Here is a 22688-nt window from a genome sequence, read left to right as displayed (position 1 = left end):
GGCGCGGCCTGGTTGGAACGTGTTTCAGCCACACAACGCCCGCGCGATCAACCCGCAGCCGAGCGCAACCAGCGCCCCGCGCCGCGCCCCGCGGCCAGCCCGGTCGCCAAGCTGGCCGTCAGCAGATAGCCGCCGGTGGGCGCTTCCCAATCGAGCATCTCGCCGGCGCAAAACACCCCCGGCAGCGCGCGCAGCATCAGGTGTTCATCCAGTGCCTCGAACGCCACGCCGCCCGCCGTGCTGATTGCCTCCTCCACCGGGCGCGGTGCCGCGAGCACGATGGGTACCGCCTTGATGGTGCGCGCCAGCAGCTCCACGTCGTGCACGCCATCGCGGCCCAGACATTCGTGCAACAGCGCCATCTTGATGCCGTGCAGCCCCAGCTGCCCCTTGAGGTGGCTCGCCAGGCTGCGCGCGCCGCGCGGGCGCAGCACGGCGGCGCGCACCTGCTCGCTCGTGTGGTCCGGCAACAGATCAACATGCATGGCCGCGCTGCCCTGCGCCGAAATCGCATCGCGCAGCGGCGCCGAGGCGGCGTAAATCAGGCTGCCCTCGATGCCCGTCTCGGTCACGACGAACTCGCCGCGCCGCTCAAAATCGGCAAAGCGCAGCGCCACCGTCTTGAACGGCTGCCCGGCAAAGTGCTCGATGAAGTATGGCGACCACCCGATCGCGCCATCCGGGCGGCGCACGTCAAAGCCGCAGTTCGCGCTCTTGAGCGGCGCCACTTCCACGCCCTGCCCCGCCAGCAGCGACGCCCAGCCCCCGTCCGAACCCAGGCGCGGCCAGCTTGCCCCGCCCAGCGCCAGCACCACCGCGCGCGCCGCTACCTGCTGTTCGCCCTCGGGCGTGGCAAAGCGCAGCGCGCCGCCCTCATCCCACCCCAGCCAGCGCCAGCGCATCCGCCACTGCACGCCCAGGCCATGCAACTGGCGCAGCCAGGCGCGCAACAGCGGGGCGGCCTTCATGCTCTTGGGAAACACCCGGCCCGAGCTGCCGACAAAGGTCTGCGCCCCCAGGCCATCGGCCCAGGCGCGCACCTCGCCCGCGCCAAAGTCCTTGAGCAGCGGCGTCAGCACCGCCTCGCGCCCGCCGAAGCGCGCCAGGAAACGCGGCTCGGACTCGGAATGCGTGAGATTGAGCCCGCCGCGCCCGGCGAGCAGAAATTTGCGCCCGGCGGAGGGCATTGCGTCGAACACGCGCACCGGAACACCCGCCTGCGCCGCCGCCTGCGCGGCCATCAGGCCGGCGGGGCCGGCGCCGATGACGGCGATGGGGTCAGGAGTGGATGGAAACATCAGGCGGCGACCAATGAGCGAAACGCTTGATTGTGGTGGAAATATTCATGCTCAAAGGGTTCTGACCGTTGAGCCAATGCACGCCAAAAGGTAACATATACGATACTTATTGCCATGCTGGACCTGCGCGAGTATCTGGAAGAAGACGGCACCAGTCCCTTCGCGGATTGGTTTGCCACCCTGGACGCGACGGCGGCAGCCAGGATCACGGTTGCGCTGGCGCGCATCGAGCAAGGCAACCTGTCCAACGTCAAAGGTGTCGGCGAGAGCGTTCTGGAGTACCGGCTCGATTTCGGGCCGGGCTTGCGCGTGTATTTCGGCCGCGATGGTGATGTGCTCATCATCCTGCTGGCCGGTGGAACGAAGAAGCGCCAGCAGCGCGACATTGAGGCAGCGCAGGCGCGTTGGGCAGCGTACAAGCGGCGCAAACGATTGACGAGGTGAACGAACCATGGCTCTGACACGAAACTTCAAGGAAACGGTGCTGGCGCGCGTTCAGGCTGATCCGCAATTTCGCGATGCCCTGCTCAAGGAAGGCATCGAAACCCTGCTGGCCGGTGACGTGGACAGCGGCAAGACGATCCTGCGCGACTACATCAAGGCAACGGTCGGCTTTGAGCAACTCGGCGCCGAGACCGGCTCATCGCCCAAGAGCCTGATCCGCATGTTCGGCCCGACCGGCAACCCTCAGGCGCGCAATCTGTTCAGCGTCATCAGCCACCTGCAGCGCCATGCCGGGCTGACACTACGCGTGACAGCGCAGCCGCAATAGGCAGGACGTCGGCAAGCAAGGTACCGCTCAGCCCAAACGCCTGCGTATCAATGGCATCGACGAACAGCCCCTTGCCGCCCGCTTGGATTTTCATTGCTGAGGCTCGTGTCCATCGTCGGAAATCAACCGGTCACCGCTCGCTACAAGCACCGCCCCGTTCCCGCTGACGAACGCCATGTGCACCACCTCTCCCGGATGCCGACTTTCCACGGCGACACGATAGCGCGCCAACTGCGCTTGCAAGCTCTCATCGCGCTCCGGGTGCGCAGCGCTCTTGTAATCCAGCACCCACCACGCCTCTGGACCATGCGCGCCGGCGCGCCGGCGCACCAGCCGATCGATGCGCAGGCGCTCACCCTCGTGCACCACTTCCACCTCGTTGAAAGCCTGAAGCACTTCATCCGCCGACCACGCCCATGCGGCTTCGCCGGTGAAGATGCGCCGCGCCAGCGCCTCGGCCTGCGCGGTCTGCGCGGCGTCGAGGGCGAAGCGTTTGCGCGCGTGCGCCAGGCGTTCTGGCAGCCAGCCGCTCGCGATCTCGCCCGCATGCTCCAGCAGCCAGTGCATGGCCTGGCCGATGCGCGAAGTGTCGCTGTCTGGCGATGCTTCTGATTGGATAGCTGGTAGCGCTTGTGTGGCGGGCGCTACTGGTCGGTTTTGCTCATGAAAAAAGCCCTCACCCCTGCCCTCTCCCAAGGGGAGAGGGGGCAAGACCAGAAGCGTGAGGGTCGGGGCCGACGATGATGCGGGCCCCACCTCTGGCTGTGCGGGCAAGGCCTGAGCCAGCGGTTGCAGGCGTTGCCACCAGGTACCGCTGGGGCGGGTGTGCGGCTCCACACCCGAGAGCACCAGCGCCGAGCGCGCGCGGGTCATGGCGACGTAGAGGGCGTTGAGTTCCTCGCGCGCCTGGGCGGTGGCTTCGGCGGCGTGCACATCCTGCGCGCTGGCCGGTGGGGCCGAGCTTTTGGCGAGGAAGACAAACTGTTCGGGTGCGGGCGCGTCGCCCGGCCAGGCGAGCAGCACCTCGGGCTCGCCGCGCGTGGAAAGACCCGAGGCACTGTCGAGCAGCAGAACCTCGTCGGCCTCCAGCCCCTTGGCGCCGTGCACGGTGAGCAGGCGCACCGCCTCGGGCGCGGCGTGGCGCGGCACGGGCAGGCGCTCGCGGCGCATGGCGTGCAGCCACTGGTAGGCGGTGAGAAAGCGACCGCCCTGCACGCTGAGCGCAGCCGAGAGCAGCGCGCGCAGATGCGCCACGGTGCGCGCGCGTTCGGGCGGCGGGGCGGCAGCGGCAAAGCGCGCGGGGGCGTCTCGCTCGGCAAAGATGGCTTGCAGCGCGTCGTGCGGCGGCAGCGTGAAGAGCCACTGGCAGTATCGCATCAAATCGGCATGCAGCGCTTTTCCATTCAGCGTTTGCAGCTCTACATTCGAGAGCACATCCAGCCACGCCGGGCGCGGCTCGCCCGCCGCGCGCACCGCAAGGGCGATGCGCTTGAGGTCTTCGTCCTGCAGGCCAAACAGCGGCGACTTGAGCGCGCGCGCCAGCATCAAATCGTGCCCCGGCGAAAGCAGCGCATCGACCAGCGCAAGCACGTCCAGCACCGCGGGCTGGTCCGCGAGCCAGCTCTTGTCGGGCTGCTCGCAGGCGATGCCGAGCAGGCGCAGCTCGGTTTGCAGCACCGTGAGCGGCTCGCGCTTGCGCGCCAGCACCATGATTTCTTTCGATGGCACGCCCGCCGCGATGCGCCCGGCAATCCATCGCGCGGCCTGGCGGCATTCGAGCGTGCGCAGGGTGTCTTCCAGCTCGGTGCGCTGGGTGGTGAGGCTGTCGCGCCAGGTGCCGGGCTCGGCGGCGTCGCCAGCACCCGCCTTGGGGGGGCGGGCGATCAGGGGCAGCGCCAGCACCCGGCCGGGCTCGGCGCTTTCGGTGGTGTGCGCGCGGTAGTCGCTGAATTCGCCCGCGTCCTGCGCCGCGCCCATCACGGTGTTGACGGCTGCGAGCACGCCGGGGGCGTTGCGCCGCGTGTGGTCGGTGGCAAGGCGTTCGCCGCCCAGCGCCTGCACGACGAAGTCGCGCGCGGCGGCGAACACGCGCGGGTCGGCACGGCGAAAGCGGTAGATGCTTTGCTTGGGATCGCCGACGATGAACACACCGGGCGCGCCCTGCCCGCCGCCCGCACCCGCGTAGCCCGCCAGCCAGGCCTTGAGCGCCTGCCACTGCAGCGGGTTGGTGTCCTGGAACTCGTCGACCAGCAGGTGGCGGATGCGCGCGTCCAGCCGCTCCTGCACCCAAGCGGAGAGTTCGTGGCGATCGAGCAGCGTAAAGGCGGCGCGCTCCAGGTCGTTCATGTCCACCCAGCCGCGCTCGCGCTTGAGCTGCGCAAAGCACGCGAGCAGCACCCGCGTGAGGCGGGCCATGCGCTGCTGGTGCTGGTGCGCCTGCTGCTGCTCGCACGCGGCGCGCACGAGCGCGACTTCGTCCTGCGCGCTGCGCACGATGGGCGGCGTCTTGTCCTTGGCGAACGCGCGCGGCTCGCCCTTGAGCGTGAACAGCGCGGCGACCACCGCATCCCAATCCCCGGCCTGCAGCGCGCTTTTGAGCTCCACGCCTTTTTCCGCGTAGGTCTTGGCCAAGGGCGCAAGTGCCTCGGCGGCTTCCAGCAGCAGGGCGCGGCCCGGCGCGCGCGCCAGCAGCCAATCGCTGGGCTCCTCCACGCCCGCCAGGCGCGGATAGAGCACGTCGAATGCCGCTACCGCGCCTTCGACGCAGCCGGCTTCGTCAGCCAACGCAAATTCGGTGCGCCGCGCCAGCGCCGATTCCAGCGCCTTGCGCGCGTTGTGGCGGCCAAGCTGGGCGACCAGCGCGCGATAGTCCAGCGCCAGCGCTTCGTCTGCCGCCACGGCGCGCAGGAAGGGGCGCCAGACCTCGGCCACCGCATCTTCGTCGCTCTCCAGCAGCTCGTAGCTGGTGGGCAGGCCCAGGTCTTGCAACACCGAGATCGGCGCGGCCTTCAAGAGCGCGGCGAACCAGCCATGGAAGGTGCGGATCTGTACCAGGCGGCCATGGCCAAGCAGGCTAGCATGCAAATTCCGTAGCTGCTCACGATTGTCCAGCGCGGCCTGAGGGTCGATTCCTCTTGAAATTAGTTCCTTTTGCAGGCGCAAGGCCCAGGCTTCGGGTGTTTCCTCAGCATGGGCGTGGGCGAAGTCCGTGAGCCATTGCAGCAGCCGCGCGCGCATCTCGCCCGCGGCTTTTTTGGTGAAGGTAATGGCCAGGATCTCGTGCGGTGCACTACCACCCAGCAGCGCGCGCAGGATGCGCGAGACCAGCATCCAGGTCTTGCCCGCGCCGGCGCAGGCCTCGACCACGATGCTGCGCGCCGGATCGCAAGCGACAGCGTAAAAGTGTTCGCGCGTGCAGGGCGCGCCGTTGTGCTGATAGGCGGCGGCCATGGTCATGCGCTCCAGGAATCCTTGCGACACAGGCCGCGCACCTCGCACCAGTCGCAGACGCTGCCCTCGCCCAGTGCGGGCAGCGGCGCGCCCTCGGCGATGCGGCGCAGGTCCTTGGCCATGCCGGCATGCAGATCGGCGGCGCGTTGCTCGATGTCGGCCAGCTCGAACAGCGTGGGCTGCTCGCGCTCGGTCAGGTTGAGGTAGGCGGCGCGTGGCGCTTCATCGCCCGAGAGCAGAGCGTAGAACGGCAGTTGCACGTCTTCGCTGCCGGGCTTGGTGCGCGCCTTGGTCTTGTCTTGTGATTCGGTCTTGTAGTCGATGAGCAGCGTGGTGCCTGCACCCGCATGGTCGATGCGGTCGATGCGCCCGCGCAGCCGCACCGGGCCGCGCTGTTCGTTGAAATCCACTTCGCCGCGATCGAAGGTGTAGCCCTGCTGCTCGTGTCCTTCGAGCCAGCGCAGATAACGATCGCGAAGCTCGGGCCACGCGGCTTCGAAGGGCAAAAACTCGCCGTCGTCTTGCACCAGGCCCAGCGATTGCGTGACCTCTGTTGCGGCTTGCTCGATCAGTGCATGGCGGTCGGCGTCGGGGCGCTGCTGCAGCGCCTCATGAAAGGCGCGCAGCGTGGCGTGCAGCCAGGTGCCCCAATCGCTCTTGTCCAGATCGACGTCCAGCTCGCCCTCGTCTTGCAGCCCGAGCTGGCGCAGCGCGTAAAAACGATAGGGGCAATCGCGCAACTGCGCGTAGCTGCTGGCCGAGAGCGGCTGCGCGGGCAGTTGCGCACCCACCGGCAGCGGGCGCGGCGTGGGCGCGGCGGCGACGGTCTGCGGTACGCGCGCATCCTGCCCCGCGTGCAGCGCCGCGGGTACGGCCAAACGCAGCGCCCCCACCAGGGGTGAGGCGAGCACCGGCTCGCCGCTGTCGTCGGCCTGGCGCCAGAGCACGTCCACCTCGGGCACCGCGATGGCCAGCGCCCAGGCTGCGGCCTGCGCCTGCTGCAGCGCCTCGCGCGTGGGCAGACCGAGCGCGCGGCGCTGCGCCGCCGTCCACACGCCGGCGGGCTCGGGCGCAGCGGGCAGGTGCTGTTCATCGGCACCAGGCAGCACCAGCGCGGCAAACGAGCGACCGAGCAACTGCGCCAGCGGCAGCACCACAACCTGCGCCTGCCCGCTGTGGTGCTGGCGAAAGCTCGCACCCTCCAGCGCCTCGCGCAGCCAGTGGGTGAACTCGGCGAGCGTCATGCGCCGCGCGGACTGGGGCCAGGCGCGCCAGTCGGCGAAGGTTTCGTCGGAAAGGCCAAGCGCGGCGATCAGCTCGCCACCGGCTTCATCAGCGGCGAGCTGATTCCACAGGCCGCAGTCTTCGAGCAGTACGCGCGTAGCCTGCAGCCAATCGGCCAACGTGCGGCTGGCCGCCATGCGCTCGCGCAGCAGCTGCACCTGTTCAACGAGCGCATCGCCTTGCGCCAAGAGCGCCGCCCTGCGCCAGCCACGCACCGCGCCCTTGCGCAGGCGGCGCTCCAGCGCACGGTGGTCGATGGCAGCCCACGCCGGGGCGCGCTTGATCGCATCGAGCACCGCATCGGTCGATGCCTGCGGCGCGCAGGCGCGCAGCAGCGCCATCAGCGCGGCGGCGGCGTGCGTGGTCGAGAGCTTCCAGCCGGTTTCATCGGCCAGCAGCTCGCCTGCACGCACGCCGCGCGTGGCCAGCAGCGCGTTGATGCGCCGCTGCAGCAGGCGGTCCGTCGCCACCAACGCCACCGGCGTGCGGCCCGCGGTCAGATGGCGCAGCACGCAGGCGCAGGCACGCTCGGCTTCGTCTTCGGCATCCTGCGCGGCGTGCAGCGCGACCCGGCCTTGCGGCGGTGCGGCCAGCGGCGCGAGCACCTGCGTCTTGGCGGCCCAATGCCCCGCCAGCGCGTCAGCCAGCGCATCGGCTTGCAGGCCGGGCACGATGAAGAGCGCATCCAGACTGCGGCCAGTGCGCTCGTCAAACAGCACATCGGTGGCATAGCCCGAGGTGCCCACCCAGGCCGCTGCGGTGCGCGCCAGCGCCGCTTCCAGCGCGAGCGCCCCGTCATTCGCGCCCGGCAGCACGGCATGCGCCTGCGCCAGCCACTCGCCGCGGCGCGCGGGGGGGCAGGCGGCCGCCAGGGGGACGAGTTGCTGCGCCTGCTCCAGCAGCACCCCGGCCAGGCGTGCCGCTTCGCCGCGCAGCCCGGCGCGCTCCAGCAGCGTCTGCGCCGTGAGCCAATCGCGCCCGTGCTGGCCGCACAGATCGTCCGCCCCCGGCGTGAACAGGGTGAGCTCAGCCGCCCAATTGCGCGTGGTTTCAAAACGCGGCGCAAAGCCCGAGGGAAACTTCGAGGCCCACATCTGCCGCGCGGGGGCCAGCAGATTGGCGTATGGCAGCAACACCACGGTGCGCGCCAAATGCGCGCCGCGCTCGATCGCAAGCGTCTGGACCTGATCCATCCAACCCATTGAAATCCGAGGTTTCAAAGCGCTTTCAGCTTCAACTTCAATAGCAACCATGCAGACACGAGCCTCATGCTTTTCTGTCACAATCCGCCGAATCTACCCCCTTGTTCACGCCATTGAGGAATGCCATGGCCAGCGATTTGATCAAACATGTCTCCGACGCAAGCTTTGACGCCGACGTCCTGAAATCCACCGAGCCCGTGCTGGTCGACTATTGGGCGGCCTGGTGCGGCCCCTGCAAGATGATTGCCCCCGTTCTGGATGAAGTGGCCGGCACCTACCAGGGCAAGCTCACGATCGCCAAGATGAACGTGGACGAAAACCGCGAGGTGCCGGCCAAATTCGGCATCCGCGGCATTCCCACGCTGATGCTGTTCAAGAACGGGGAGTTGGCCGCCACCAAGGTGGGTGCGATGAGCAAGGGCCAGCTCACCGAATTCCTCGACCAGAACCTCGGCTGATCGGCCATCGCGTGGCGGCGCCCCGCCGCCGCTGACAGCACCTCGCCCATGCGCCCGTCCTCGCGACGGGCGTTTGCTGTCATAATCCCCCCTGATCACCGCCACGCACCATCTGACGCGCGGCAGGCATGCAGATCACCGGCTAGCCAGAACATCCCGACCGACGGATGCTCCTCTGGCAAAACAGCCACCCTCCCACCTTTGCCCGACATTGCCACTCCCTGACCGGAGTCTCTTCATGCACCTGAACGAATTGAAGGCCCTGCACGTTTCCGAAGTGCTCAAGCAGGCCGAAGCCCTGGACATCGAAAACGGCGGCCGCATGCGCAAGCAGGAGCTGATGTTCGCCATCATCAAGAAGCGCGCCAAGACCGGCGAACAGATCTTTGCCGATGGCGTGCTCGAAATCCTGCCCGACGGTTTCGGCTTTCTGCGCAGCCCCGACACCAGCTACACCGCCAGCACCGACGACATCTACATCAGCCCCAGCCAGGTGCGCCGCTTCAATCTGCACACCGGCGACATGATCGAGGGCGAGGTACGCACACCCAAGGACGGCGAGCGCTATTTCGCATTGAACAAGCTGGAGAAGGTCAACGGCGACGCGCCCGAGAAGAACAAGCACAAGGTGATGTTCGAGAACCTCACGCCGCTGTTCCCCAAGGAACACATGAAGCTTGAGCGCGACATCAAGGGCGAGGAAAACATCACCGGCCGCATCATCGACATCATCGCGCCCATAGGCCGCGGGCAGCGCGCGCTGATCGTTGCACCGCCCAAGAGCGGCAAGACGGTGATGATGCAAAGCATCGCACACGCGATCACCGCCAACTATCCGGACGTGACGCTGATGGTGCTGCTGGTCGACGAGCGCCCCGAGGAAGTAACCGAGATGCAGCGCTCGGTCAAGGGCGAAATCATCGCCTCGACCTTCGACGAACCCGCCACACGCCACGTGCACGTGGCCGAGATGGTGATCGAGCGCGCCAAGCGCCTCGTGGAGCTGGGCAAGGACGTGGTCATCCTGCTCGATTCCATCACCCGCCTGGCGCGGGCCTACAACAACGTCGTGCCGTCTTCCGGCAAGGTGCTTACCGGCGGCGTCGATTCCAACGCACTGCAGCGCCCCAAGCGCTTCTTCGGCGCGGCGCGCAACATCGAGGAAGGCGGCTCGCTCACCATCATCGCCACGGCGCTGGTCGATACCGGCAGCCGCATGGACGAGGTGATCTTCGAGGAGTTCAAGGGCACCGGCAACAGCGAACTGCACCTGAACCGGCGCCTGTACGAAAAGCGCGTGTTCCCCGCGATCGAGCTCAACAAGAGCGGCACGCGCCGCGAAGAGCTGCTGCTGTCGCCAGAGGTGCTGCAAAAGACCCGCATCCTGCGCCAGTTCATGTACAACATGGACGAGATCGAGAGCATGGAGCTCATGATCAAGAAGATGCGCGAGACCAAGAGCAACGTCGACTTCTTCGAGGCCATGCGCCGAGGCGGTTGATTTTTCGATTTTCTATATAATGCGCAGTTTCCCGGAAAGTACGCTGCACGGTGCAGCACGGCTCCCGAACCACACCACCCAAGGAATCCATCATGCGTGAAGGCATTCACCCCGACTACCGCGAAGTGCTGTTCGTGGACCTCTCCAACGGCTTCAAGTTCGTCACCCGCTCGTGCGTGAACACGCGCGAGACCGACACCTTCGAGGGCAAGGAATACCCGCTGTACAAGCTCGATACCTCCAGCGAATCGCATCCGTTTTACACCGGCACGCAAAAGTCGGTGGACAACATGGGGGGCCGCGTGGAGAAATTCCGCAATCGCTTCGGCCGTACCGCGGCCAAGTAAGCACCCCTCGGCAAACGCGTTCAGCGGGCAGCCCGCCCCGGCGCAACAAGGCAGCCCGGCACGCCGCGCTGCCTTTTTTGTCGGCTACTCTGCCGGCTTGCAAGCCGTGATACGCCCCACCCCCGCCATCGTCGCCCAAGCTGCCGTGCGGTCACTGCCGCGCTGGGTGCTGCTGTTGCTGTGCAGCGCCTACGTACTCGCCGGCTTCTTCGGCCGCGATCCCTGGCGCGGCGACGACATGCAGGCCTTCGGCTTCATGCGCGCCATGGCGCTGGGCCAGACTGACTGGACCGCCCCGCTGCTGGCCGGCCAGCCGCCGGAAACCAGCGGCCTGCTGCCACTGTGGCTGGGCGCCGGCGCGATGCGCCTGCTGGGCGATGGGCTGCCGCTTGAAGTCGCCAGCCGCATCCCCTTCATCGCACTGCTGGCGCTCACCCTTGTCGTCGCCTGGCATGCGATCCATCATCTGGCGCGCAGCCCGCTGGCCCAGCCGGTGGCCTTTGCCTTTGGCGGCGAGGCCGATCCGCACGGCTACGCCCGCGCCATCGCCGATGGCGGTCTGCTGGCATTGATCGCCTCGCTGGGGCTGGCGCAGTTCTCGCACGAGACCACAAGCAACCTCACGCAGCTGGTCGGCACCACGCTGCTGCTGTATGCCGCGGCGGCGCTGCGTCGCGGCCGCTGCGCCTTGCCGGGCGTGGCTGCAGCCGCAGGGCTGCTCGGCCTGACCTTCAGCGGCGCACCAAGCCTGGCGCTGCTGCTGGGCGCTGGCAGCGCCGGCGTCGCCCTCGCCAGCGATGGGCGCGATGGGCCGCAACCTGCACGCCTGCGCGGCGCAGTCCTGCTGCTTGCCTGCACCGCATTGGTCGCGGCTTGGGCCACCTGGCTCGGCCTCTGGCACTGGCGCATTGCCTTGCCCGGGAACGCACAGGAATGGCTCGCCATCCCGCGCCTGCTGCTCTGGTTCATCTGGCCAACCTGGCTGCTCACGCTGTGGACGCTGTGGCGCTGGCGCCACCTGATCGCCGCACGCGCGCACCACCTGCTGCTACCGCTGTGGTTTGGCGGCGTGGCGCTCGCCGTCACCTGCCTGGCACCGCCCGCCGATCGCGCCCTGCTGCAGGGGCTGCCCGCCTTTGCGGCCCTGGCCGCGTTCGCGCTGCCCACGCTCACGCGCAGTGTCTCGGCCATCATCGACTGGTTCACGCTGCTGTTTTTCAGCGTGGCCGCCATCACCGTCTGGGTCATCTGGCTGGCGGTTCAGACCGGCATTCCGGCCACGCCAGCGGCCAACGTGGCGCGGCTGGCGCCCGGGTTTGCAAGCCACTTCGCGCTGCTGCCGTTCGCCGTGGCGCTGGCCAGCACGATCGCCTGGTGCGCCCTGGTGCGCTGGCGCACCGCACGCCACCGCGCCGCCCTCTGGAAAAGCCTGGTTCTTCCGGCAGGCGGGGCCACGCTGGGCTGGGTGCTCCTGATGACGCTGTGGCTGCCGCTGCTCAACTACGGCCGCAGCTACGCGCCCCAGGTGGCGCTGCTGCGCCAGGCCATCACCGAAGCGCACGCCGACATCCCGCTGCAGGCCAGCGACTGCGTGGCCGGCTACGGGCTGGATCAGCCCCTGGTCGCGGCGCTAATCTACCAGGGCGGGCTGAACATCGCCGCGCCGGCGCAGGTGCACCAGTGCGATTGGGCCATCGTCGATCCGGACGCCGACGCGCAACTGCTTGAAGCGCTGGCTCCGAACGACTGGCAGCAGGTAGCCATCGTCGCGCGGCCCACCGACCGGCGCGACCAGCTCACGCTGCTGCGTCGAACACCCCACTGACCATGCGCAAGCGTTCGGGCATCGCACAGCACGCGCTCACGGTGCTTGTGGGCCAGCTGGCGGTCATGGCCTTTGGCGTGACCGACACCATCGTCACCGGGCGTTATTCGCAGGATTCACTCGCCGCGCTGTCCATAGGCTCGGCGGTGTTCGTGAGCGTCTATGTCGCCGTCATGGGGCTGTTCCAGGCGCTGCTGCCGATCTGGGCCGAGCACCACGGCGCCGGCCGCCCGCTGGTTATAGGCGCCAGCGTGCGCCAGTCGCTGTACCTGTGGCTGGCGGCATCGCTGCTGGGCATGGCCGTGCTGCTCTCGCCCGATGCCATCCTGCGCGCCACCGAAGTGCCGCCCGCGCTGCGCGGCGAAGTGCGCAGCTACCTCGCCATCCTCGCCTTCGGCCTGCCGCCGGCGCTGCTGTTTCGCATCTACAGCACCCTGAGCCAGGCGGTGGACCGGCCGCAATTCGTCACCTGGCTGCAAATGGGCTCGCTGCTGCTCAAGGTCCCGCTGTCGCTGTGGTTCACCTTCGGCGGCGCCGGCCTTGCCCCGCAGGGCGCGCCCGGCTGCGCCTGGGCCTCCTTCGTCGTCAACTACGCGCTGCTGGCCGTGGCGCTGGTGATGCTGCGCCGTCAGGACGCCTTCCGCGCCCTCGCGCTGTGGCAAGCGATCGAACACCCCGACCGCGCGCAGCAGGGCCATTTCCTGCGGCTGGGCCTGCCCGCCGCGCTCTCGGTCATGGTGGAGGTCACCTCGTTCACGCTGATGGCACTGTTCATCGCCCGCCAGGGCGTGCTGGCCGCCGCCGCGCACCAGATCGCCGCCAACGTCGCCGCCGTGCTCTACATGGTGCCGCTGTCGCTCGCCATCGCGGTCAGCGCGCATGTGAGTTTTTGCCGCGGCGCCGGCGATGAGGCTCAGGCTGCACGTCTTGCTTTCAAGGGTTCCATGGCTGCAGCGCTTATGGGTATTGCGCTGGCAGCTATTCTCGTAATAGCAAAAAAGCCCTTGAGCGCACTCTATACGACCAGTGCCGAGGTCCGCGCGCTTGCCGGCCCGCTGCTCGTCTGGGTCGCTGCCTACCACATCGCCGATGCGATGCAGACGCTGTGCATCTTCGTGCTGCGCAGCTACCGCATCACGCTCATGCCGCTGCTCGTCTATGGCGTGCTGCTCTGGGGTCTGGGCCTGGGCGGCGGCTATGCACTGGCCTACCACGGCTGGGCCGGCTTCGGGCCGTGGCACTCGCCCGCGCCCTTCTGGGGCGCCAGCGCCGCGGCGCTGCTGCTCACGGCCATCGCCTTTGGCGGGCTGCTGCTGATTGCACTGCGCTCCCACACGGGCCGTAACGAAGGCAAAAAATCGCCACCGTGAACCGCTACAATCGCCGATTCTGCGGAGAGGTGGATGAGCGGTTTAAGTCGCACGCCTGGAAAGCGTGTGTGGGTTAATAGCCCACCGCGGGTTCGAATCCCGCCCTCTCCGCCAGAAAACCGCGCTGCCGCCTCCTGTGCAGCCCTGCCATGCACCGCTCACGCGCCGTCGCCACGCAGCCGTGGCGTGAGAAAACAATCCTTCACCATCCATCGCGCCGTATCGATTTGTGCCCGCGCGTTTTCAGTTACGCTCGCATACGCGCCGCACTGCAACGGCTTGTTATCGACTGAAAGCAAATGATGAAGAAAAAACTCGTTATCCACATGCTGGCCGCGGTTGGTGCGGCCGCCGTTTCTTGCACCATCGGCGCCCAGACTGCAGCACCCCAGCCTGCGGCCGGGCCTGCCGCGCAGACACTGCCCGATGCCGTCAAGAAAGCCATCAACGTGCACCCGGAAGTGCAGGCGCGCTACCACGATTTCGTTTCCTCGGTCGAGGACAAGAACATCGCCAAGGGCGGCTGGCGCCCGCAGGTGGACGCCCAGGCGTGGATCGGGCGTGAGTGGCGCAGCAACGTGCCGGGCTCGCCCTCGTTCGACTGGACACGCCCGGGCTGGAGCCTGACGCTCAACCAGTTGCTGTACGACGGCGGCATCACCAGCAACCTGATCAACAACTACGGCTTCAAGCGGCTGTCTAAGTTCTACGACCTGCGCGCCACCAGCGAGTCGCTGGCCAACGACGTGGTCATCGCCTACCTGGACGTACAGCGCTACCGCAAGACCCGCGCGCTGGCGGAAAACAACTACCAGGTGCACAAAACCTCGCTCGATCAGATCCGTCAGCGCCAGCAGTCCGGCGTCGGGCGCGGCGTCGATCTGGAGCAGGCCAATGCGCGTCTGGCGCTGGCGCAGGTCAACCTGATGACCGAGAGCGGCAATCTCAACGACGTATCGCAGCGCTACCGCCGCGTGGTGGGCGAATACCCGGCTGCCACGCTGGATCCGGCACCCGCCGTGGACGCCGCCAAAATGCCCAGTGGCACCGCGCAGGATTTCGATCAGGCACTGCGCGTCAGCACCACGATTCTCTCCAAGCAGGCCTTGGTCCAGGCCGCCCAGGCCGTGCAGGAGATGGCCAAGGGCAACTACGCACCCAAGCTGGAGCTGCGCGCAGGCACCGGACGTGACCGCGAGATGCTCAGCGCCGCCGGCCCTGCCAGCAACATTCAAAGCTCCAGCATCCAGCTGCTGCTGACCTACAACCTGTACCGCGGCGGCGCCGACGATGCACGCAGCCGCCAGGTGGCCGCGCAGACCTACGCGGCGCAGGACGTGCGCGACTACACCTGCCGCAACGTGCAGCAAAACCTGGCCGTAGCCTGGGACAACATCGTGCGCCTGCGCCAGCAGCTGCCCTTCCTGCGCGAGCATGCGCTGGCAACCGCCAAGGTGCATGCCGCCTACATCCAGCAGTTCCAGATCGGCCAGCGCACGCTGCTCGACCTGCTGGACACGCAAAACGAGCTGTTCCAGGCACAGATTGCCCAGGTCAATGCGGAAGCGGATCTGAAAAAATACGAGTACCAGTGGCTCACCAACGCCAGCCGGATTCTTCCCGCGCTCGGTCTCACACAGCCCTATGGCGACAGCCAGCCGGAAGAACAGGCCGACCTGGTGCTGCCCGATGACGCGGTGAAAGCCTGCGAGGCCAGCGTGCCCGACACTGGCAACCTCGCTCCCGTGCAGCACTGACACAACCGGCGGATCCACTTCGGGCGCAAGCGGCACCCCTGGCGCAAGGCCCGGACCTGCCGCCCCCACCGCACCTGTCTTCATGTCCGAATCCACAGGCAAGCCCCGCGGCGCCGACGACGAGCCTGCACCCAAAGAGCGGCTGTCGGCGCTGGATGCAGACTTCATCCGGGTGCTGGAAGACCTGGTGGACGCTCTCCTCGCCAACGGCACGCTGCGACTGACCGATCTTCCGCCCGAAGCCGTGGCCAAGCTGGACCAGCGCCGGCGCGCGCGCGCCCGCCTGCGCGACAGCCTTGACCTGATCGGCGACGACGACGACGGCCTGCTCTGATCCCTGACCATCCGATCCCATGGCGCCCCCGCAAGAAACCTTGTCGACCGCACCCTCGGGCGCATGGCGCATGCCCGCGCATGTGACGCACGATGACCCGCTGCTCGCATGCCTGGTGGAAATCACGCGCCTGCACGGCCTGCCCTTCACGGCGCAGGCCCTGAGCAATGGCCTGCCGCTGGTGGACCAGCGGCTCACCCCCACCTTGCTGGGCCGCGCGGCCGCCCGCGCGCACTGCAGCACGCGCATCGTGCGCCGCACGCTGCAGGGCGTTCCAAGCGGGCTGCTGCCAGCGATTCTGATTCTGCACAACAACCGCGCCTGCGTACTGCTGGAAGACCTGGGCGAGCGCGGCTGGCTGGTGCAGTACCCGGAGTTGGCAAGCCCGGTCGAAGTGGCGCGGGACGAATTGCTGCAGACCTACGCCGGGTTGATCTGCTTCGTGCGTCCGCAGTTTCACTTCGAGCGACGCGCCACCGTGGAAGGCCAGGCACCACGCGTGGAGCACTGGTTCTGGGCCGCCATCCTTGACAACTGGCGCCTGTACCGCGACGCGATCGTGGCTGCGGTGCTGATCAACCTCTTCGCCCTCGCGCTGCCGCTGTTCAACCTCAATGTGTACGACCGCGTCGTGCCCAACAACGCCATCGACACGCTCTGGGTGCTGGCCTTCGGCATCGGCCTGGTGATCGTCTTCAACTACACGCTCACCACCCTGCGCGCCTATGTGGTCGACACCGCCAGCAAGCGCGTGGACGTGCGCCTGAGCGCGCAGATCATGGAGCGCGTACTCGACCTGCGCATGGAAAGCCGCCCCGCCTCGGTCGGCTCCTTTGCCTCCAACCTGCGCGCCTTCGAGTCCGTGCGCGACTTCATTGCCTCCGCCAGCCTCACCACGCTGGTGGATCTGCCTTTCGTGCTGCTGTTTTTGCTGGTCATGTGGTGGATCTCGCCACTGATGCTGATTCCCCCCATCGTCGCCATCATCGCGGCGCTGACCGTTTCCTTCATTGCGCAGGCGCGCATGGAGAGCCTCACGCTCAAGACCTTCCAGGCGGCATCCCAGCGCAACGCGCTGCTGGTCGAATCACTCACCAACCTGGAAGCCATCAAGACGCTCAACGCCCAGGGCAGCGTGCAGCGCCTGTGGGAAAGCTCCACCGAATACATTGCGCACATCGGCACCCAACTCAAGCTCGCCTCGGCCTTCACCGTCGGCTTCGTCGCGGCCATGCAGCAGCTGGTATCCGTGGCCGTCATCATCGTCGGCGTCTATGAAATCCAGCAGCAGCAGATGTCCATGGGCGGCATCATTGCCGCGTCGATGATCGCCGGGCGCTGTCTGGCGCCGCTGGGGCAGGTGGCGGGGCTGATGATGCAGTTCCACCATGCGCGCATCTCGCTCGAAGCCATCGACGGCTACATGAAGATGCCGGTCGAGCACCAGGCAGACCAGGATTACGTTACCCGGCCGCAGCTGCGCGGTGCCATCGAGCTGCGCGGCGTCAGCTTCAGCTACCCCGGCAGCACGCAGGCGGCCTTGCAGGACATCAACCTGCGCATCGCGGCCGGCGAGAAAGTGGGCATCATCGGGCGCATAGGTTCGGGCAAATCCACATTGGAAAAACTCATGCTAGGGCTTTACCAGCCTACGCAAGGCGCTATTCTTGTTGACGATATCGACGCCCGCCAGATCGACCCTGCCGATCTGCGCCGCGCCATCGGCCACGTGCCGCAGGACGCCCTGCTGTTCTACGGCAGCCTCAAGCAAAATCTCATCATGGGTGCGCCCTGGGCCAGCGACGAGGACATGTTGCACGCGGCGCGCATCGCTGGCGTGGACGAATTTGCCGCGCGCCACCCGCAGGGCTACGACATGGCCATCGGCGAGCGCGGCGAATCGCTCTCTGGCGGGCAGCGCCAGTCCATCGCCGTGGCGCGTGCCCTCATCAACGACCCGCCGGTGGTACTGCTGGACGAGCCCAGCAGCAATCTGGACAACCAGAGCGAGGCCCAGCTGCGCCAGCGCCTGCGCCAGGCCTGCACCCACAAAACGGTAGTGCTGGTCACCCACCGCACCGCCATGCTCGACCTCGTGGAGCGGCTCATCGTCGTCGACTCCGGCCGCATCGTCGCCGATGGACCCAAGGAGCGCGTGATCGACGCCCTCAGACAGGGGCGCATCGGCCGCGCCGGAGCCCAGGCATGAGCGAGCGCGTGCAATCCAGCGACCTGGCCGCCGATGCCCAATGGGCGGCGCGCCACACCCAGGCGCGCGGCTCGCGCCTGCTGATCTGGGTATCGCTCGCCGCCGTCCTGGCCCTGCTCATCTGGGCCAGCCTGGGCCATATCGATGAAGTCGTGCGCGGCTCGGGCAAGGTCGTCCCCTCCCGCCAGGTGCAAGTGGTGCAAAGCCTGGACGGCGGCGTCGTCAAGGAAATCCTGGTGCACCCCGGCGAGCAGGTCGAACAAGGCCAGGTGCTGCTGCGCATCGACCCCACACGCTTCAGCGCATCGCTGGGAGAAAACAAGGTGGAGCGCTTCGCCCTGCAGGCCAAGGCGGCGCGCCTGACGGCCCTGGCCTCGGGCGAAGTGTTTCATGCCCCCAGCGATCTCGTGCGCGAAGCACCGCAGGTCGTCGAGATGGAGCGGCGCCTGTGGCAATCGCGCACGCAGGAGCTGGAAAACACCATCAACATCGCGCGCGATCAGCTGCGCCAGCGCCAGCAGGAACTGCGCGCCACGCAGGCCAACCGCGACCAGGCCGAATCCAGCTGCAAGCTCACCAACGACGAGCTCACCGTCACCAAGCCCCTGCTCAGCAGCGGCGCCGTCTCCGAGGTCGATCTGCTGCGCCTGCAGCGCGACGTGGCGCGCTTTTGCGGCGAAGCCAAGGCGGCGCAGGCGCAGATCGGGCGCATCGGCGCCGCCATCCAGGAGGCCGAGGGCAAGATACGCGAATCCGAGCTCAACGTGCGCAACCAGGCGCGCGTCGAGCTCTCTGAAACCCGCGCCAAGCTCTCGTCGCTGGAGCAGGGCCAGGTCGCGCTGGCCGACCGCGTCAAGCTCTCCGAAGTGCGCTCGCCGGTGCGCGGCACCGTCAACACCCTGATGGCCAACACCGTCGGCGGCGTGGTGCAGCCGGGCAAGGAGATCCTGGAGATCGTCCCGGCGGACGACACCCTGCTGCTGGAAGTGCAGATCAGCCCGCGCGACATCGGCTTTCTGCACGATGGCCAGAAGGCCGAGGTCAAGTTCACCGCCTACGACTTCGTCATCTACGGCGGCCTGCAGGGCCGGGTCGAGCAGATCGGCGCCAATACCGTCACCGACGAGCGCGGCAACGCCCACTACGTCGTCAAGGTACGCACCGCCAGCAACCATGTGGGTGACGACAGCCGCCCCATCATTCCCGGCATGCTCGCCGAAGTCCACATCCTCACCGGCAGCCGCACGCTGCTGCACTATCTGATCAAGCCCATACTGCGCGCCAAGGCCAATGCCTTGACCGAGCGCTGATCGCCACCAACTGCCCCTACCGCGTTGAACCCATGCCCCATCCCGCAGAGCCACTCCTGATGCTGACCGCCAGCGCCGCGCTGTGGCAGCACTGGCAGCCGCTGCGCGCGCACGGCTGGCTGCCCCAGCATGGCCGCTCCCTGGCGGACTGGCAGGCCTGGCGCACGCAAGGGCGGCGCTGGGTTCTGCTCGATGCCAGCCTGCCGGACCTGCCCGACTGGTCGCGACGCGCCATCGCGGCGCAGTTCAACGGCCAGCACGTGCTGGTGCTCAGCACCCGACCCAGCGACGCGCAGGGCCAGCACGCCCTGATGCAGGGCGCCAGCGGCTATGCGCACGCGCTCACTGCACCCGACGAGTTGCAACGCATCCTGGACACCATTGCCCACGGCGCGATCTGGACCGGCCGCAGCCTGCTGCAGCGCCTGCTGTCCGACGTCGGCCAACGGCTGCCGCCCGTCACCCCGCAAACCCGGGACGATGCCGCCTGGGCCGCCGGCCTTACCCCGCGCGAGCAGGCCGTGGCTGAACTGGCCGCGCTGGGCAAGAGCAACATCGACATCGCCGCCGAGCTGGGCATCACCGAGCGCACCGTGCGCGCCCACCTCTCGGCCACCTTCGAGAAACTCGGCACCAGCGACCGCCTGCAACTGGCGCTCAAGGTGCACGGCATCTCCGGCTGAGCCTGCGCTCCCGGCATTGGCGTCGGCGCCAATGGACGCCGGCCGATGCGGCATCTACGATCCGCCCATCTTCCGCGCAAGGGCACCCCTTGCCCGCGCGGCCTTTTCACCCGCGTTGATTGAAACACCATGGCTGCTCCAACCACCGTTCTCGTCACCCATCTCACGGGCCAGGCCTGGATCAAGGGTTCCGACGGCTCCCTCACCCCCATCCGTGAAGGCATGCGCATTGCTGCCGATGCCGAAATCGTCACCGCCACTGGTGCCAGTGTGCAGGTCCAGGCCGACGGCGCCGCAGTCGTCACCATCGGCGAGGGGCAGGACGTTGCGCTCACCCCCGATCTGGTCTCCCCGCCACACGCCAGCGAAGCCGCCGTCACACCGCCCACGGACGCCGCGGTGAACGACGTCATCACCGCCATCAATGCCGGGCAAGACCCGCTGGCCCAGCTGGAACCGACGGCCGCCACCCTGGGCGGCGGCGGTGGTGGCGACCACTCCTTCGTGCGCCTGAGCAGCGTGATCGAGCTCACCTCGCCGCTCGCGCTCGGCTACCCCCTGCCTGAGCCCACCCACCAAGAGGCCATCCTGCCGACGGCATTTGCCATTACCGAGGAAGCCGCGCCACCTGTGGAGCCACCTCCTCCGCCTGTGGAACCCCCTGCCCCCCCGGTCGAGCCGCCTCCCCCGCCCGTGGAGCCACCTCCGCCCGTGGAGCCGCCTCCGCCCGTGGAGCCACCTCCGCCCGTGGAGCCACACCCGTGGAGCCACCTCCACCCGTGGAGCCACCTCCACCCGTGGAGCCACCTCCACCCGTGGAGCCACCTCCACCCGTGGAGCCGCCGCCCCCGCCGGAGCCCATTCCGCTCAACTACAACATCGCGCTGCTGGTCGATATCTCGCGCAGCATGGAAGCCACGCCCGAAGGGTTTGAACAGTCGCGCATGGACTACACCAAGGCCGCGCTGGACCAACTCGTCCAGACCCTGTCGGGCTACCAGGGCACGGTCAACATCGGTCTGGTCAGCTTCAGCACCGGGGCTGCGCTGGTGTACAGCGTCTCCGATCTGGGCGCAGACAACCTGCAAGCATTGCGCGATGCCATCGACAGCCTGACCCCAAACGGCGCCACCAATTACCAGGCAGCGTTTGAGCAGACAGCGGCATGGCTGTCCGGCCAGACTGCGCCCGCGCCCGACAACCACTACCAGAACCTCACCTACTTCATCACCGACGGCAACCCCACGGTCTACAACGGTGATACGGTGAATTTCGCCGGTTCGACCGACTACCGTGACGTGCAGAACGCGCTGGATGCGTTCGGCCCCCTCACCGCCAATGGCGGACAGGTACACGCCGTCGGCGTGGGCGATCTGGTGGACAAGCAGTACCTCGGGTTCTTCGACAACACCAACACCACCGGCACCGGCTCGCTCGACATCAACGATCGCACCAAGGACGGCAGCGGCACCACGGTTACCGTACCCGAACACATTGATGCGCCCGTGGGCCAACCCGTGTTCGTCGACGGCGCCTTCGGTCTCACCGCACCGCCTGAAACCGCAGCACCTGCACCAGCGCCCGCACCGCTGATGGCCCCCCTGAGCCTCGCCGGCTTGCTCGACGACGGCGGAGACAGCGGTCAGGCCGGGCAAGGCACCGACAGCGGCCACGGTGGCACCGGCAGCCCTGCGCCCGCTCCCGCACCCGGCATCAACGTCGGCGACCTGCTGCAGGACGAGGGACACGCAGGGGATGTTTCCAACCTGCTCGGCGGCGATGGTGGTACCGGTGGTGCTGGTGGCACCCCGTCAACCGTCTTCGGAAACGGTGGCGATGGTGGTACGGGCGGTGCTGGCGGTACCGGTGGCGCAGGCAGCACCCCTGCACCCACCATCATTGGAAACGGCGGCGATGGCGGTGCCGGCGGCATGGGCGGTGCTGGAGGCACTGCCGGCGACACCATTCAAGGTCTGATCGAGCAAGGCAAACACGGCGTGGACCCGGTCTGAAAGCCCAGACGCCGCCCGTCACGCTCGTACCGATACCGCAGGCGATGCCGGTACGGGCAGTGGCACGGCGCAGCGCGGTTCGCGCCCATCTGCGCCAGCCAGTGCCTGCCTGGGCAGCCCGTGCCAATCCAACGGGCCTCTATCCGGCTTGAGCCAGTCATGACGTCCACCCTCACAGCATGGCACGGCGCTCGTCGCCGCGCCTTGCTGCGCGCAGGTGGCGCACTGGTATTCGCGGCACTGGGGCGCCATCTGGCGCCTGCGGCCCGTGCCTTCCAGTTCGATAGCGCCAAGCTGCAAGCCAGCATGCGCGAGCGCTATGGCGCGGACGGGGTGGCAGCGCTGAACGAATGGCTTGCGCTGCTGCAGACACAGGCAGGCCGGCCGCGCCAGGCGCAACTCGCGGCCGTCAATGCCTTCTGGAACCGCATCGTGATGGGGTCCGAAGACTCGATCGTCTGGACCCAGCAGGATTACTGGGCCACGCCGCTGGAATCCCTGGGCAAGCGCGCCGGCGATTGCGAGGACTACGTGATCGGCAAGTACTTTTCGCTGCTGCACCTGGGCCTTGCGGGCGAGCAGCTGCGCTTCATCTACGTGCGTGCGCGCATCGGCGGCGCCGGCAGCACGCAAAGCGTGGCGCACATGGTGCTGGGCTACTATGAAACACCGCAAAGCGAGCCGCTGGTGCTGGACAACATGCTCAACGAGATCCTGCCGGCGCGCGAGCGGCCCGATCTCGGCCCGGTATTCAGCTTCAACGCCCAAGGCATTTATGTAACGGGCAAGCAGCCCACGTCGGCCGAGCGCATCAGCCGCTGGCCCGATCTGCTGGCACGCATGCAACAGGAAGGATTCATGCCCTGATCCCGCAGG

General features: G+C 67.7%; 17 protein-coding genes, 1 tRNA gene and 1 pseudogene. 16 read left to right on the top strand and 3 right to left on the bottom strand.

The features are described 5' to 3' along the window. Positions 1 to 47 precede the first annotated feature (47 nt). A complete protein-coding gene (locus ABS45_RS00305; protein WP_291551630.1) occupies positions 48 to 1298 on the bottom strand; it encodes a TIGR03862 family flavoprotein in 1251 nt (416 codons plus the stop codon). Between the two features lie 114 nt (positions 1299 to 1412). Between ABS45_RS00305 and ABS45_RS00300 the strand changes: the two genes are divergently transcribed. Next, complete coding sequence (locus ABS45_RS00300; RefSeq protein WP_291551628.1) at positions 1413 to 1742, top strand: type II toxin-antitoxin system RelE/ParE family toxin; 330 nt, start codon at positions 1413 to 1415, stop codon at positions 1740 to 1742. A 7-nt stretch (positions 1743 to 1749) separates the two neighbouring features. Continuing rightward, positions 1750 to 2070, top strand: coding sequence for a transcriptional regulator (locus tag ABS45_RS00295; RefSeq protein WP_291551626.1), 321 nt, complete (start codon positions 1750 to 1752; stop codon positions 2068 to 2070). Positions 2071 to 2160: 90 nt separating this feature from the next. Here ABS45_RS00295 and ABS45_RS00290 read toward each other — a convergent pair whose 3' ends face one another. Then, complete coding sequence (locus ABS45_RS00290) at positions 2161 to 5526, bottom strand: UvrD-helicase domain-containing protein (RefSeq protein WP_291551623.1); 3366 nt, start codon at positions 5524 to 5526, stop codon at positions 2161 to 2163. Next, positions 5523 to 7997 (bottom strand): PD-(D/E)XK nuclease family protein, encoded by a 2475-nt coding sequence (locus ABS45_RS00285; RefSeq protein WP_291551620.1) that lies wholly within the window; start codon positions 7995 to 7997, stop codon positions 5523 to 5525. Before ABS45_RS00285 ends, ABS45_RS00290 begins: the two co-directional genes overlap by 4 nt. Positions 7998 to 8131: 134 nt before the next feature. On the opposite strand from ABS45_RS00285, the gene trxA reads away from it, so the two are divergent. From trxA to ABS45_RS00215, 14 genes and pseudogenes are all read left to right on the top strand, one after another. Next, positions 8132 to 8464, top strand: a complete 333-nt coding sequence (trxA, locus tag ABS45_RS00280) for a thioredoxin TrxA (protein ID WP_291551617.1) — start codon at positions 8132 to 8134, stop codon at positions 8462 to 8464. A 238-nt stretch (positions 8465 to 8702) separates the two neighbouring features. Beyond that, positions 8703 to 9965 carry a transcription termination factor Rho gene (gene rho / locus ABS45_RS00275; protein WP_291551615.1) on the top strand — a complete coding sequence of 421 codons (1263 nt, stop codon included), beginning with the start codon at positions 8703 to 8705 and terminating at the stop codon, positions 9963 to 9965. A 92-nt stretch (positions 9966 to 10057) separates the two neighbouring features. Continuing rightward, complete coding sequence (locus ABS45_RS00270) at positions 10058 to 10312, top strand: type B 50S ribosomal protein L31 (protein ID WP_291551614.1); 255 nt, start codon at positions 10058 to 10060, stop codon at positions 10310 to 10312. Between the two features lie 106 nt (positions 10313 to 10418). Then, the gene (locus ABS45_RS00265) at positions 10419 to 12137 is read left to right on the top strand and encodes a hypothetical protein (RefSeq protein ID WP_291551613.1); all 1719 of its coding nucleotides are present in this window, start codon (positions 10419 to 10421) and stop codon (positions 12135 to 12137) included. A gap of 2 nt (positions 12138 to 12139) precedes the next feature. After that, positions 12140 to 13507 carry an MATE family efflux transporter gene (locus tag ABS45_RS00260; RefSeq protein WP_291551612.1) on the top strand — a complete coding sequence of 456 codons (1368 nt, stop codon included), beginning with the start codon at positions 12140 to 12142 and terminating at the stop codon, positions 13505 to 13507. A 23-nt stretch (positions 13508 to 13530) separates the two neighbouring features. Beyond that, positions 13531 to 13621 (top strand) — tRNA-Ser (locus ABS45_RS00255). Positions 13622 to 13809: 188 nt separating this feature from the next. Continuing rightward, positions 13810 to 15264, top strand: a complete 1455-nt coding sequence (locus tag ABS45_RS00250; RefSeq protein WP_291551611.1) for a TolC family outer membrane protein — start codon at positions 13810 to 13812, stop codon at positions 15262 to 15264. An 82-nt stretch (positions 15265 to 15346) separates the two neighbouring features. Further along, a complete protein-coding gene (locus ABS45_RS00245) occupies positions 15347 to 15598 on the top strand; it encodes a hypothetical protein (RefSeq protein WP_291551609.1) in 252 nt (83 codons plus the stop codon). 70 nt (positions 15599 to 15668) lie between these two features. Beyond that, on the top strand, positions 15669 to 17807 hold the full coding sequence (locus ABS45_RS00240) for a type I secretion system permease/ATPase (protein WP_291552113.1): 2139 nt from the start codon (positions 15669 to 15671) through the stop codon (positions 17805 to 17807). Further along, complete coding sequence (locus ABS45_RS00235; protein ID WP_291551607.1) at positions 17804 to 19117, top strand: HlyD family type I secretion periplasmic adaptor subunit; 1314 nt, start codon at positions 17804 to 17806, stop codon at positions 19115 to 19117. The genes ABS45_RS00240 and ABS45_RS00235 overlap by 4 nt, the downstream gene beginning before the upstream one ends. Positions 19118 to 19149: 32 nt before the next feature. Continuing rightward, on the top strand, positions 19150 to 19800 hold the full coding sequence (locus ABS45_RS00230; protein WP_291551604.1) for a response regulator transcription factor: 651 nt from the start codon (positions 19150 to 19152) through the stop codon (positions 19798 to 19800). A gap of 129 nt (positions 19801 to 19929) precedes the next feature. Next, positions 19930 to 20298, top strand: a pseudogene (locus ABS45_RS17600) (retention module-containing protein); the annotation flags it as partial. A 335-nt stretch (positions 20299 to 20633) separates the two neighbouring features. Continuing rightward, a complete protein-coding gene (locus ABS45_RS00220; RefSeq protein WP_291551600.1) occupies positions 20634 to 21812 on the top strand; it encodes a vWA domain-containing protein in 1179 nt (392 codons plus the stop codon). A 159-nt stretch (positions 21813 to 21971) separates the two neighbouring features. Then, positions 21972 to 22679, top strand: coding sequence for a transglutaminase-like cysteine peptidase (locus ABS45_RS00215; protein WP_291551598.1), 708 nt, complete (start codon positions 21972 to 21974; stop codon positions 22677 to 22679). Positions 22680 to 22688: the final 9 nt, after the last annotated feature.

The organism is Comamonas sp. SCN 65-56 (genome assembly GCF_001724135.1).
Taxonomy (GTDB): Bacteria; Pseudomonadota; Gammaproteobacteria; order Burkholderiales; family Burkholderiaceae_C; genus Comamonas_C.
Note: the sequence above shows the minus strand (reverse complement) of the source record. Positions and strands in the feature narration are given on the sequence as shown.

What these genes read in the sequence shown, in the direction of transcription:
- ABS45_RS00305 (WP_291551630.1), bottom strand. Translation starts at nt 1,298, where the DNA reads ATGTTTCCATCCACTCCTGACCCCATCGCCGTCATCGGCGCCGGCCCC.
- ABS45_RS00300 (WP_291551628.1), top strand. Translation starts at nt 1,413, where the DNA reads ATGCTGGACCTGCGCGAGTATCTGGAAGAAGACGGCACCAGTCCCTTC.
- ABS45_RS00295 (WP_291551626.1), top strand. Translation starts at nt 1,750, where the DNA reads ATGGCTCTGACACGAAACTTCAAGGAAACGGTGCTGGCGCGCGTTCAG.
- ABS45_RS00290 (WP_291551623.1), bottom strand. Translation starts at nt 5,526, where the DNA reads ATGACCATGGCCGCCGCCTATCAGCACAACGGCGCGCCCTGCACGCGC.
- ABS45_RS00285 (WP_291551620.1), bottom strand. Translation starts at nt 7,997, where the DNA reads ATGGATCAGGTCCAGACGCTTGCGATCGAGCGCGGCGCGCATTTGGCG.
- trxA (WP_291551617.1), top strand. Translation starts at nt 8,132, where the DNA reads ATGGCCAGCGATTTGATCAAACATGTCTCCGACGCAAGCTTTGACGCC.
- rho (WP_291551615.1), top strand. Translation starts at nt 8,703, where the DNA reads ATGCACCTGAACGAATTGAAGGCCCTGCACGTTTCCGAAGTGCTCAAG.
- ABS45_RS00270 (WP_291551614.1), top strand. Translation starts at nt 10,058, where the DNA reads ATGCGTGAAGGCATTCACCCCGACTACCGCGAAGTGCTGTTCGTGGAC.
- ABS45_RS00260 (WP_291551612.1), top strand. Translation starts at nt 12,140, where the DNA reads ATGCGCAAGCGTTCGGGCATCGCACAGCACGCGCTCACGGTGCTTGTG.
- ABS45_RS00250 (WP_291551611.1), top strand. Translation starts at nt 13,810, where the DNA reads ATGAAGAAAAAACTCGTTATCCACATGCTGGCCGCGGTTGGTGCGGCC.
- ABS45_RS00245 (WP_291551609.1), top strand. Translation starts at nt 15,347, where the DNA reads ATGTCCGAATCCACAGGCAAGCCCCGCGGCGCCGACGACGAGCCTGCA.
- ABS45_RS00240 (WP_291552113.1), top strand. Translation starts at nt 15,669, where the DNA reads ATGCCCGCGCATGTGACGCACGATGACCCGCTGCTCGCATGCCTGGTG.
- ABS45_RS00235 (WP_291551607.1), top strand. Translation starts at nt 17,804, where the DNA reads ATGAGCGAGCGCGTGCAATCCAGCGACCTGGCCGCCGATGCCCAATGG.
- ABS45_RS00230 (WP_291551604.1), top strand. Translation starts at nt 19,150, where the DNA reads ATGCCCCATCCCGCAGAGCCACTCCTGATGCTGACCGCCAGCGCCGCG.
- ABS45_RS00215 (WP_291551598.1), top strand. Translation starts at nt 21,972, where the DNA reads ATGACGTCCACCCTCACAGCATGGCACGGCGCTCGTCGCCGCGCCTTG.